General features: G+C 73.7%; 13 protein-coding genes. 9 read left to right on the top strand and 4 right to left on the bottom strand.

The window, feature by feature from the left end; all coding sequences use genetic code 11:
- Window positions 1-346 precede the first annotated feature (346 nt).
- The 3 genes from IGS69_RS18140 to IGS69_RS18130 all read left to right on the top strand — a co-directional run bounded on the left by IGS69_RS18140 (window position 347) and on the right by IGS69_RS18130 (window position 2825).
- Entirely contained in the window at window positions 347-667 is a 321-nt protein-coding gene (locus IGS69_RS18140; protein ID WP_190901067.1) for a GYD domain-containing protein, read from the top strand.
- 355 nt (window positions 668-1022) lie between these two features.
- Complete coding sequence (locus IGS69_RS18135) at window positions 1023-1226, top strand: cold-shock protein (RefSeq protein ID WP_003991681.1); 204 nt, start codon at window positions 1023-1025, stop codon at window positions 1224-1226.
- Between the two features lie 150 nt (window positions 1227-1376).
- Window positions 1377-2825 carry a DEAD/DEAH box helicase gene (locus IGS69_RS18130; RefSeq protein WP_190901065.1) on the top strand — a complete coding sequence of 483 codons (1449 nt, stop codon included), beginning with the start codon at window positions 1377-1379 and terminating at the stop codon, window positions 2823-2825.
- 157 nt (window positions 2826-2982) lie between these two features.
- On the opposite strand, the gene IGS69_RS18125 is transcribed toward IGS69_RS18130, so the two are convergent.
- On the bottom strand, window positions 2983-4590 hold the full coding sequence (locus IGS69_RS18125) for an RICIN domain-containing protein (RefSeq protein WP_232543562.1): 1608 nt from the start codon (window positions 4588-4590) through the stop codon (window positions 2983-2985).
- A gap of 179 nt (window positions 4591-4769) precedes the next feature.
- Between IGS69_RS18125 and pip the strand changes: the two genes are divergently transcribed.
- The 6 genes from pip (at window position 4770) to IGS69_RS18095 (ending at window position 9445) form a co-directional block, all read left to right on the top strand.
- The gene (gene pip / locus IGS69_RS18120; protein WP_190901063.1) at window positions 4770-5732 is read left to right on the top strand and encodes a prolyl aminopeptidase; all 963 of its coding nucleotides are present in this window, start codon (window positions 4770-4772) and stop codon (window positions 5730-5732) included.
- A 441-nt stretch (window positions 5733-6173) separates the two neighbouring features.
- Window positions 6174-6551 carry a Tat pathway signal sequence domain protein gene (locus IGS69_RS18115; RefSeq protein WP_190901061.1) on the top strand — a complete coding sequence of 126 codons (378 nt, stop codon included), beginning with the start codon at window positions 6174-6176 and terminating at the stop codon, window positions 6549-6551.
- On the top strand, window positions 6548-7162 hold the full coding sequence (locus tag IGS69_RS18110; protein ID WP_190901059.1) for a class F sortase: 615 nt from the start codon (window positions 6548-6550) through the stop codon (window positions 7160-7162). The genes IGS69_RS18115 and IGS69_RS18110 overlap by 4 nt, the downstream gene beginning before the upstream one ends.
- Window positions 7159-7650, top strand: a complete 492-nt coding sequence (locus IGS69_RS18105; RefSeq protein WP_031113208.1) for an RNA polymerase sigma factor — start codon at window positions 7159-7161, stop codon at window positions 7648-7650. The genes IGS69_RS18110 and IGS69_RS18105 overlap by 4 nt, the downstream gene beginning before the upstream one ends.
- The gene (locus IGS69_RS18100) at window positions 7634-8158 is read left to right on the top strand and encodes a hypothetical protein (protein ID WP_190901057.1); all 525 of its coding nucleotides are present in this window, start codon (window positions 7634-7636) and stop codon (window positions 8156-8158) included. The genes IGS69_RS18105 and IGS69_RS18100 overlap by 17 nt, the downstream gene beginning before the upstream one ends.
- A gap of 417 nt (window positions 8159-8575) precedes the next feature.
- The gene (locus IGS69_RS18095; protein WP_190901055.1) at window positions 8576-9445 is read left to right on the top strand and encodes a putative RNA methyltransferase; all 870 of its coding nucleotides are present in this window, start codon (window positions 8576-8578) and stop codon (window positions 9443-9445) included.
- On the opposite strand, the gene IGS69_RS18090 is transcribed toward IGS69_RS18095, so the two are convergent.
- The 3 genes from IGS69_RS18090 to IGS69_RS18080 all read right to left on the bottom strand — a co-directional run bounded on the left by IGS69_RS18090 (window position 9442) and on the right by IGS69_RS18080 (window position 11267).
- The gene (locus IGS69_RS18090) at window positions 9442-10122 is read right to left on the bottom strand and encodes a DUF4328 domain-containing protein (RefSeq protein WP_232543561.1); all 681 of its coding nucleotides are present in this window, start codon (window positions 10120-10122) and stop codon (window positions 9442-9444) included. The two genes, IGS69_RS18095 and IGS69_RS18090, sit on opposite strands and share 4 nt — an antisense overlap.
- Before the next feature lie 4 nt (window positions 10123-10126).
- Window positions 10127-10489 (bottom strand): DUF952 domain-containing protein, encoded by a 363-nt coding sequence (locus IGS69_RS18085; protein WP_190901050.1) that lies wholly within the window; start codon window positions 10487-10489, stop codon window positions 10127-10129.
- A gap of 223 nt (window positions 10490-10712) precedes the next feature.
- A complete protein-coding gene (locus IGS69_RS18080) occupies window positions 10713-11267 on the bottom strand; it encodes a tellurite resistance TerB family protein (protein WP_190901048.1) in 555 nt (184 codons plus the stop codon).
- Window positions 11268-11326: the final 59 nt, after the last annotated feature.

Raw genomic sequence — 11326 nt, 5'->3', positions numbered from 1 at the left:
CACGCCCCCCTCACGCCGGCCCGGAAACCGGGCGGCCACTGTCTCGACGAACAGAGCGTCCGAACGACTGTGCGCGGCAACGCTCAACCGAGCATAAGAGCTCGGTAAAGAATCCTAGCGCACGTCAACGGCGGCTGATCGTCCAGAAGTTCTGGGACGTACGGACCCGCCGACTTCGGCCATCGCCTTCAGGTCCCGCAGCCAGGCTTCGAGGCCTCGCCGAGGGCCTCGGTCGCGGTGGGGACGCGCCGGACGGTGGTGCGCAGGCCGTCCGGGCACGAGTGCCAACGAGTGAAGACGGCCGTCCCCGCGTGACCGCCACGACCGCCCCGGGAAGGCCTGCCGCATGCCCAAATTCCTCATCCAGGCCTCTTACACGCCCGACGGCACCCAAGGGCTGCTCAGGGAAGGTGCGAGTGGGCGGCGGGCCGCCGTGGAGCAGGTCGTCTCCGGGCTCGGCGGGCGGGTCGAGGCCATGTACTTCGCCTTCGGGGCGGACGACCTCATCATGATCGTCGAGCTCCCCGACAGCGTCTCCATGGCCGCCGCCAGTCTCACCGTCAAGGCCAGCGGCGCCCTGCAGACCCGGGCCACCCCCCTGCTCACCCTCGACGAGATCGACGAGGCCACCCGCCGGCAGGTCTCCTTCCGCGCACCCGGCGCCTGAAGCGGCCCGCCCCCCTACCGTTCCGGAAACCGGGCCGCACGAGAGGGGCGGGCGGTTCGCGCTGGGCAGGAGGGGGGCTGCGCGGCGAATTCCTCGATGGCGGGCCGCGCAGCGACGCCGCACGGGGATGCTCCACCTCGGGGGCGAGATCCCCGAGCCATCGGACGCCGCCTGTGCTACCTTGGCTGGCGTTGCAGTTTTGGTTCCCAGAGACTTCGAGTGCTCTTTCGACCTTTGTCGACACGAGCACTCTTTTTTGTTTCCGAGGATTCTCGGATCTCCTTAGGGTGATCATTTCGGCGACTACGGGCCCGCAAGGTGCGGGCCTTGAGTACTGCCCTCAAGGGAGATTCATATGGCTACCGGCACCGTGAAGTGGTTCAACTCGGAAAAGGGCTTCGGCTTCATCGAGCAGGAGGGTGGCGGCCCGGACGTCTTCGCCCACTACTCGAACATCGCCACCTCTGGCTTCCGTGAGCTCCAGGAAGGCCAGAAGGTCACCTTCGACGTCACGCAGGGCCAGAAGGGCCCGCAGGCCGAGAACATCGTTCCCGCCTGACGCGGACGCGCATGCCCTGACCGGGGCCCGCACCCTCGCGGTGCGGGCCTCGGCTCGTTTTGTTTCCATCCGGCTCAACTCTTGTGAATTCCGCGGCTCCCCCTGCCGTCGCGCATTCCTCGACGCGTGCCGCTTCGAGGAAGGTTCTCCATGGACCGCACGGCTCGCAGGAGCAACGGCTCCCCCCACTCCCGCGGCAACGGGTTCCGCTCCCGTAAGTCGGGCGGCGCAGGCACCGCCTCCCGTCCGGCGGGCGGCGGCCGCGGCGGGCGCCGCCCCGCCCCCAGCCGGGAATTCGCGCCGCCCGTCACCGTCACGCCGGCGCTGCCGGCCGTCGAGGCGTTCGACGAGCTCGACCTGCCCGAGCGACTGCTGGCCGCGCTGCGCGCCGAGGGCCTGACCGCGCCGTTCCCGATCCAGGCGGCGACCCTGCCGAACTCCCTGGCCGGCCGGGACGTGCTCGGCCGCGGGCGCACCGGCTCGGGCAAGACGCTCGCCTTCGGGCTGGCCCTGCTGGCCCGCGTCGACGGACGGCGGGCCGAGTCCCGGCAGCCGCTGGCCCTGGTCCTCACGCCGACCCGCGAGCTGGCCCAGCAGGTCACCGACGCCCTCACCCCGTTCGCCCGGGCGCTGCGGCTGCGGCTCACCACGGTGGTCGGCGGCCTGCCGATCGGCCGGCAGGCGAACGCGCTGCGCACCGGCGCCGAGGTCGTCGTCGCCACGCCCGGCCGGCTCAAGGACCTCATAGACCGGGGCGACTGCCGACTGGACCACGTCGACATCACCGTCCTCGACGAGGCCGACCAGATGACCGACATGGGCTTCATGCCGCAGGTCACCGCCCTGCTCGACCAGGTGCGCCCCGGCGGCCAGCGGATGCTCTTCTCCGCCACCCTGGACCGCAACGTCGACCGGCTCGTCCGCACCTACCTGGACGACCCGGTCGTCCACTCCGTCGACCCGTCCGCGGGCGCGGTCACCACCATGGAGCACCACCTGCTGCACGTGGAGGACGACGACAAGCACGCCACCACGACCCGGATCGCCGCCCGCGACGGACGCGTGATCATGTTCCTGGACACCAAGCACGCCGCCGACCGGCTGGCCAAGAAGCTGCTCGCCGTCGGTGTGCGCGCCATGGCCCTGCACGGCGGAAAGTCCCAGTCGCAGCGGACCAAGACCCTGGCCCGTTTCAAGGACGGTCAGGTCACGGTCCTGGTGGCCACCAACGTCGCCGCCCGCGGCATCCACGTCGACAACCTCGACCTCGTCGTCAACGTGGACCCGCCCGGCGACCACAAGGACTACCTGCACCGCGGCGGCCGCACCGCCCGGGCCGGCGAGTCCGGCACCGTCGTCACGCTGGTCCTGCCCCACCAGCGCCGCGAGATGACCCGGCTGATGTCGGACGCCGGGATCACCCCGCAGATCACCCGGGTCCGCTCGGACGAGGCCGAACTGAGCCGCATCACCGGGGCGCAGGAGCCGTCGGGCGTGCCCGTCGTCCTCACCCCGCCGCCCGCCGAGAAGCCTCCGGCGCGCACGGGTTCCGCCTCCAGCGGGCGGCGGAGCAGGCCGTCCCGGGGCCGCCGCCGCTGACCCGGCCCCCCGGGCGCCGGGTCGTGTCCGCAAAGTCCCGTCGTCCACCCGGAGGGCGGGGCCAGGCCGGGGACGCCGGGTGATGCTTGACGCCCCCGGCGCCGCGACCGACAGGAGGCCGCGGCGCCGGGGGCGTCGGGGGCGGGGGGCTGACGGCTCAGTCGCCCGCCACCTCCGTGACCTTCCACCGCTGGTTGGATCCGGAGTTCGGCTGCCAGACGCCCACGGAGGCGCCGTCGTTCGTGGACTGGCCGCCGACATCCGGGAGTTGGCCGGTCGCCGCGTTCACGAGCGTCCACGAACCGTCGCCGGTGGAGGACGCGATCCACTGCGCGGCGGCGTCGCGGCGGCCCTCGTCGGGTTCGGCGACCAGGGCGCCGTCACGGACGGCCAGGCGCTTGTCCGCGCCGGTCTCGGTGAGGACGTAGCGCTTGCGGTTGCCCTCGCCGCGGATCTGCTCCACGCGCCACTGCTGCCCGCTGGGGTCGGTCGTGTTCCGGGTCCTGATGACCAGGCCCGTGCCGTTGCCGGCGATGGTGAGGTCCTTGCCGCTCTGGACGCCGGTCAGGCGGTAGGTGTGGCCCTTGCGCAGCTCGGCCGCGTCCTCGGCGACCCCCGAGACGCCCTTGACCAGGAAGGACGTCACGGACTGCGCGGGCACGGCGAGCGTGGCGCGCTTGCCGGTGACGCGGATGGGCTGCTGCTTCTCCAGCTTGCCGTCGGCGCTGGTCACCACGGGGGTGACCGTGGCTCGGGAGGAGACCCGGCCGAACCTGGAGAGGTCGAGGGTGACGTCACGCGCCTCGGTCGTGCTGTTGACGTGGACGACGGTCGCCGCGTCGCCCTTGCGGGAGACCGCCGCGGTGCTGGACGTGTCGTTCGTCTTGATCAGGCGGTCGCCGGGCTTGATGTAATGCGTGAAGTTGCGGGCCGTGTCGAACTTCGTGTTGGTGTGGATCGGGCAGGACGTCAGGGTGTCCTGCGAGGTGCAGCTGAACGGGAGCTGGATCTCGCCCCAGTTGCCGCCCTTGGCGGACTCGCCGCCCGGCTTCATGTTGTCGTAGTCCTCGACGGGCTGCCAGAACACCCAGGCCTTGGGCTCCAGTTCGCGCAGGTCGTCCACCATGCGCTGGGCGAGGCCCAGACCGGGCCGCATGTCCGTGAAGCTCTGGCCGTCGCCCCAGTCGCCCTCGACCTCGCTCATCCACAGCGGCTTGCCGGCGGCCTTGGCCAGGTCGCGGACGGTGGTGCGCTGCCCGGTGCCGTAGGTGTGGACGTTCATCTGGCCGACGAGGTCGCGCACCTCCTGCTGGTAGGAGTTCCAGTTGGTGGCGAACGTGCCGGGGTTGGTCTCGTCCATCGCGGATATCTCCGCGTCCGACCGGGACTTCTTCAGGACGGGGGCCAGGGCGCGGATCACCTTCTGCTGGAGCTCGGGGCCGATGTGGGCGCCCTCCTGGCGTCCGCCGACCGGCTGGCCGTCGGGGCCGAGCCTCGTGCCCCAGTAGTCGGTGTTGGGCTCGTTGAAGGGGTCGAGGGTGTCGACCTTGATGCCGTGCGCCTTCTCCAGGCGTTCGGTCGCGCCGGCCAGGTACTCGGCGAAGTCGTCGACCGACCCCGGCTTCAGCTGGTCCTTGCCGGCGTCGAAGTTGCCGGAGACGTAGCCGCTCTCGGTCATGAACCAGGGCGGGGAGTTGCTGAAGGTCTCCCAGTGGGTGATGTCCTTCTTCGGTTGGTGCGGCGGGCGAGTACGGCGCGACGGCACAGCTGAAAGGCGGCGGGCCACGAGGAAGACCGAGGCCCTGCGAGCCGTGCCGGGCTTCCACGCGCGACTTCCCGCTCTCGGCGTCACCATGCCGGCGCTCTAGGGTGGGGCGCCTGGCGACTCTGTGACAGATCAAGCAACTGCCTTGCCGTCCAGGGCAGTCGGAGAGGACCTCCCGTATGCCCGAGCTCTATCCCGCCGGTATCGAGCCGTACGCGCACGGCATGCTCGACGTCGGCGACGGCAACCGCGTGTACTGGGAGACCTGCGGCAACCCCGCCGGCAAGCCCGCCCTCGTGCTGCACGGCGGTCCGGGGTCAGGGGCCGGGCCGTCCTGGCGCCGGCTGTTCGACCCGGCGGCGTACCGCATCGTCCTCCTCGACCAGCGCGGGTGCGGGCGGAGCACGCCCGACGCCGCCGATCCGCGGACCTCGCTCGACGCCAACACCACGCACCATCTCATCGCCGACGCCGAGCGGTTGCGGCGGCACCTCGGCATCGAGGAGTGGCTGGTCCTCGGCGGCTCCTGGGGCGTGACCCTCGCACTGGCCTACGCCGAGCAGCATCCCGGTGCCGTGTCCGAGCTGGTCCTGTTCAGCGTCACCAACACCACGCGGCGGGAGGTGGAGTGGGTCACCCGGGACATGGGGCGGATCTTCCCCGGCGAGTGGGCCCGGTTCCGGGACGCCGTACCGGAGTCCGAGCGCCACGGGAGCCTGGTGGACGCCTACGCCCGGATGCTCGCCGACCCCGATCCGGCCGTACGGGAGCGGGCCGCGCGGGAGTGGTGCCGGTGGGAGGACGTGCACGTCTCCACCGGGCCGGGGCATCGGCCCGACCCCCATTACGAAGACCCGCTCTTCCGGATGCGCTTCGCCCGCCTCGTCACGCACTACTGGCGGCACGCCGCCTTCCTGGACGACGGGGCACTGCTGCGCGACGCCGGGAAGCTGGCCGGCATCCCGGGCGTGATGATCCACGGCCGGATGGACATCAGCGGGCCGGTGGACGTCGCGTGGCGGCTGGCCCAGGTGTGGCGGGACGCGGAACTCGTACTGATCGGCGACGAGGGCCACGGGTTGTCGGGGGGCTCCACGACGGCGGCGGTCGTGGGGGCCACGGATCGGTTCAGGGGGGCGTGAGGGGGCGGGCAGGTGTGCGGGGGCGCAGGTGCGGAGGGGGCGCAGGGGGTGCAGAGGCGCAGGGGGTAGAGGCGCAGGGGATGTCGTGGCGCAGGGTGTAGAGGCGCAGGGCGTGTCGAGGGGCAGGAGGTGTGGGCGCGCAGGGCGTGTCGAGGCGCGGCGTCGCTGACCGGGACCGGAGGTGTCGACGACGAGGGACACGCGGGGCGGGCGGCGGCGGGGACGGGAGGATGTCCGTCCGCCGGAGCGTCCGGCCGGCGCCGGTGGGTGACGTCCACCGGCGGGACCAGGTTGCCCGTCGGCGGCCCAGGGCCGCGGGCGGCCCGACTCCGGCGGCTTTGCCATCTCTTTACAACCCGTCCCGGGGCCGCCTCGTCTCTCCGCACGAACTGTCACCCCGCCCGCCGACCGCCGGGCGGACCGACGAAGGAGTGCGATTCCATGCGCCGAACTGTCCTGAGCGCCCTGGCCCTCGCGGGCACCGCCGTCCTGATGGGCACCGGCCCCGCGTTCGCCGACGGGCCGGCGACCCCGAGCCCGGTCCCCTCGGACGCCGCGCCCTCCACCCGGCCGGCGGAGAGCGCGGAGCCGACCCGGGCACCCGAGCCGGCCCGCAAGACGCCCGGCGCGGAGCCGACCCGGGCACCGGCCGACGGCCAGGTCTCCGTGCGGCCGAGCGGCGCGCCCGACACCGGTGTCGCGGCGACCGACGCCTCCGGGACCGGCGGCACGGCGGTCGGCGCGGGCGCCGCCGCGGTGCTCGCCCTGGGCGGCGGCACGGTCTTCGTCGTGCGGCGCCGCCGGGCGACCGGGGCATGAGCCCGTTCTCCAGGCGCGCGTTCACGGCCGGGGCGCTGGCGTCCCTGCTGACGGCGTGCGGGAGCCACGGCGGCGGCACACCCCGGCAGACGCCCACCGCCCGGCCGGTCCCAGCGAACAGGGCCCGCCCCCTGGCCCGTTCGGTCCCGGTGCGGCTGCTGGTCCCGGCCATCGGCGTCGACACCCCGGTCATCCGGCTGGGCCTGCAAGCCGACGGCACGGTGCAGGTGCCGCCGGTCACGGCTCACGACCGGGCGGGCTGGTACCGGCACTCGCCGACGCCCGGCGCGAGGGGCCCGTCGGTGATCCTCGGCCATGTCACGGTCGGCCCGTACGGCGACGGCGTCTTCCGCCGGCTCGCCCGGCTGCGCCGGGGTGACCGGATCGTGGCGCGCCTGGAGAACGGCACCGCGGCGGAGTTCGCCGTCTCGGCGGTGCGGACCGTCCCGAAAACCGACTTCCCCGCCGACGACGTCTACGGGAACGTGGACCGCCCGGAGCTGCGGCTGATCACGTGCGGCGGAGCACGGACCGGCGACGGCTACGCGGACAACGTGATCGTGTTCGCGGCCCTGAGCGGTACGAAGTCCCCCATCTCTGGAGAGCGTTGAAACGGTCCCGCGAGAAGGCAGCGTCCGAGTTGTTCGCCGCCCTCTACCCGCGCCTCGCCGGCTGGTGCCGCCGGCTCGTCGACGACGACGGGACGGCCCACGAGATCGCCTCGGAGGCGTTCACCCGGCTCTGGGCCCGCTGGACGTCCGTGGAGGAGCCGCGCGGGTTCCTCTACGTGACCGCGGCCAACCTGGTCCGGGACCACTGGCGCAAGCTGGAGCGCGAGCGCCGGGCCATGCACCGCGTCACCTCGGAGGCCGCCGTGCGCCCGCACCCCGAACAGGCCGACCCGTCGGTGCGGCTGCTCGTGCAGTCACTGCCGGAGCGACTGCGCGTCCCGATCCTCCTCCACTACTACGCTGACATGCCGATCCGGGAGGTGTCCGCGCTGACCGGGCGCAAGGAAGGAACCGTCAAGGCCGACCTGCACGCGGCCCGGGAACTGCTCCGCGTCCACCTGAGGAGAAGCCTTGACCACACGCCTTGACGACGACGGCCCGGAGTCCGGCCCCGACGACCCGCTGGCCGTGATCCTGCGCCCCTCCTCCCCCGACTACCTGGGCCCGCCCCCCGGCCAGTACGAGACGATCCGCCGCCGGGCGACCCGCCGCCGCCTGCTGCGCACCGCGGCCGGGGCGGGCCTGTGCTGCGTCGCGGCCGTCCTCATCGCCGTCCCCCTGCGGCACACGGCACCCGAGCGCCCCACGGCTCCGACCATCCCGATGGCCCCGCCCGCCTCCAGAACCGCGCCGCCCGTCCCCTCCGCGGCCCCCACCCCCGAGCCGTCCCCGTCCGAGTCCCGCCCCTCGGTCCCGGACACGCCCCTCCCGGGCACCGGCACCCCCCGCGCGTCCGCGCCGGGCACCCCCGTCACCGACGAGGCGACCGGCCGGGCGGCCGCACGCACCCCGTCGGCCACACCCACCTCGGTGGAGCCCGTCCCGTCCACCGCCCACCCCGGCACGGACCGGAGGACGGCGGACGGCAACCGCTGACCGGCGCCGGGGGATGGAGGGATGTGCGGGCGGTCGGGGACGGACGGATGTGCGCGCGGTCGGATCGAAGGGCTCCCGCTGCGCCTCGTGCGCCGGTGCCATGCGCCGGCCGTTTCGCCGGTGCCGTGTGCCGGCCGTTCGCCGGCCGTTCGCCTCGGACGGGCGGCTCGTCGTGACGTTCGGCGGCGCCCGGTAACCTGGCCGTATGGCACTGGCATTCAACGCCCTGCCTCACTGCTTCCTCTGACGCCGCGGTGAGGGCGGCGACGTGAGTCACTCACGTCGCCGCCCTCGGCGTACCCGCCCCCCGGCTGCCGGTTCACGGCGAGCCGGCCGGCGGGCGCCGACGCCTCACCGTCCGCCGCCCGCACGCGACGCGCCGCCCCGCCGCGGTGCCCCGCGTTCCGAGGAGCACCCTTGCCTTCCGACCGACTCCTGTCCGTCCTGACCTGCCCCCTGTGCCCGGCCGCCCTGCGCCGCACCGACGGCGCCCTGCGGTGCGCCGGCCGGCACACCTTCGACATCGCCCGCCACGGCTACGTCAGCCTGCTGACCGGTCACCGGCGGGCTCCGAGCGCCGACTCCCCCGACATGGTCCGCAGCCGCGCCGCGTTCCTCGGCGCCGGCCACTACGACCCGCTGGCCCGCGCCCTCGCGGAACTGGCCACGGAACTGGCCCCGCCCAACGCCAGCGTCCTGGACGCCGGTGCGGGCACCGGCCACTACCTCGCGGCCGTCCTGGACGCCCTCCCCGATGCCCTCGGGCTGGGGCTGGACAGTTCCGTGCCCGCCCTGCGCGCGGCGGCCCGCGCGCATCCCCGGGCGGAGGCGGCAGGCTGGGACGTATGGCAGCCCTGGCCCGTGCGCACCGGCTGCGCCGACCTCGTCCTCAACGTCTTCGCACCCCGCAACGGGCCCGAGTTCCACCGCGTCCTCGGCCGGGACGGCGCGCTGCTCGTCGTCACGCCCACCGCCCGGCATCTGCGCGAACTGCGCGCGTCCCCGGGGCTGCCGGCCGTCGACCCGCTGAAGGAGGACCGGCTGCGCCGGACCCTGGGGGCACACTTCCGGCGCGAGCGCGCCGAGCCGCTGGAGTACGCCATGAGCCTCACGGCCGGGGAGGCCACCGCCCTGGTGGCCATGAGTCCGGCCGCACGTCACGTCGACGCGGCGGAACTGCGCGGGCGCATCGGGCAGATGGGGGCGCCGGTGCGGGTGACCGCCTCGTTCGTCGCGTCGGTGTACCGGCCGCGCCGGGGAGGACCGTGCTGGACGCCCGCCTCCTAGGCGACCGCCGCGCGTTCGTCCATGCGCCGCTGCTGGGCCGTCGTGAGCGTGTGCACCATGAGGGCGGCGACCCCGGCAGCGGCCACGATCACCAGGTCGGCGGCGAGCAGGGGCAGGACTTCGCTGTAGGCACGGGCGATGACCTCGTCCGTGTCGTCGGCGTAGATGATTCCCACGCCGCCGGCCAGACCGGCCAGCCACAGGCCCCACCACCAGTTCACGACGGCGGGCAGCCGCCGCTCGGGGAAGACCGAGCGGTGGACGTCCGCGACCACGCCCCGGGGTATCCACAGGTTCACGACGGGCACGATCCAGCCCAGGCAGAGCCAGAGGTCGCCGTAGCGCGGGGCCGTGCCCGAGAGGGCCTTGGCGTTGTCCCGCATCTGATCCAGCCAGAACAGGAACACGAGCACGCAGACGGCCGTGACGGCGGCGCCCACGGAGGAGACCAGGTGGTAGGAGTCCTCCAGCGCGGTCAGCGGACGGTGCACACCGCCGCCCTGGTCGGGCGGGCCGGACGCCGGCTCCCCCGCGACGGAGAGCCGGAGGTGCCACACCGCCCGGGCCGCCCAGGCGACCGCGGCCAGGGCGAGGGCCGCGACCGCGCAGCGGGCGGCTCCCCGGGCGGGGCGCAGGACGGGCCCGGGGGCGGCCGGAGTGGAACTCTGTTCGATCACCCGGTCATCCTGCCGCACGCAACTCCGAGGCCCGTCCCTCCTCGTCGAACCGCACTTCCAGGACGTGGTCGACGGCGTCGCGGTCGAGGGGGCCGAACACATGCGGGAAGAGCGTGGCCCCGGAGACTCCGGGCGGCGGGGCCGGGTCCGCTGCCTCCCACTCCACCCGGGCGGTGAGCCGGGCCTCGTCGAGGGCGAGCACCAGCAGGGGACCGGGCGCGTCCCGGTAGAAGGCGTCGACGACGGCCAGGGTGGTCGCCTCGTCCGGCGAGCAGTGCACGAAGCCCTCCTCGGCGAGCGAGCCGGGCGCGTAGGCGGGGCCGGTGGCGGTGGTCCAGACGGTGCGCGGTACGACGTGATAGATCATGGCCCCGTTATAGACGGCGGAGGGCGCGCGGGGAGCCGGGGGAGCCCGGTGTACCGGGGGAGCCGGGCGAAGCGCTCCCCCGGAGAGCCGGGGAGCCCGGGGAGCCGGGGCAGCCGGGCGAAGCGCTCCCCCGGAGAGCCGGGGAGCCCGGGGAGCCGGGGCAGCCGGGAGAGCCCGCTACGCCGTAGCCGGCTTCACCCGCACGGCCCGTGCACCTCCGCGCTCAGAGCTGGAACTCGGCGGCGTTCACCCCCAACGTCGCACAGGCCTCGCGCAGGACCGTCGCCTCGGCCTGGGAGAAGTGGCCGTCCGCACCGGCGATCACGATGCCGGTCTGAATCACGGCCCGGGCCTCGGTGGGCTTCTTGGCGGCCTTGGCGATCTCCTGCATGGCCTCCGCCTTGCCGTGCTGGAAATTGGCGGTCAGCTGGTCCACATGCTTGTTGAAACGCGTGCGCAGCTGCTCCGGCGGGAAGTTCTGCAGGACGTCGTTGCTGAGGATCATCGACTCGACCTGCTGGCGCTCGGCCGGGTCCACGTTCCCGTCGGCCGCCGCGACCAGGGCGCACATCGCCATGCTCGCGTCCCGGTACGCACCGCTCTTCAGCTCGTTCTTCAGCGACCCGAGCTGCGTCTTCAGCAGACCGACCAGCTGGGCCTTGCCGCCACCACCGGACCTCGCCCCACCGCCGCCGTGCCCACCGGTCGGCGCGCCCCGGCCGCTCTGCCCCTGCTGGAGAGCCTTGGCCTGGTCCTTGAGCCGGTCCCACACTGCCATTGACGTCACCTCGGTACTAGTAGGCCTCACCTGGCGCACCCGCTCACGCGCGCACACCC

Origin of the sequence: Streptomyces tuirus, assembly GCF_014701095.1 — a bacterium.
GTDB lineage: Bacteria > Actinomycetota > Actinomycetes > Streptomycetales > Streptomycetaceae > Streptomyces > Streptomyces tuirus.
The sequence above is the reverse complement of the archived record's forward strand: the minus strand, read 5'-3'. Positions and strand labels throughout refer to the sequence as shown.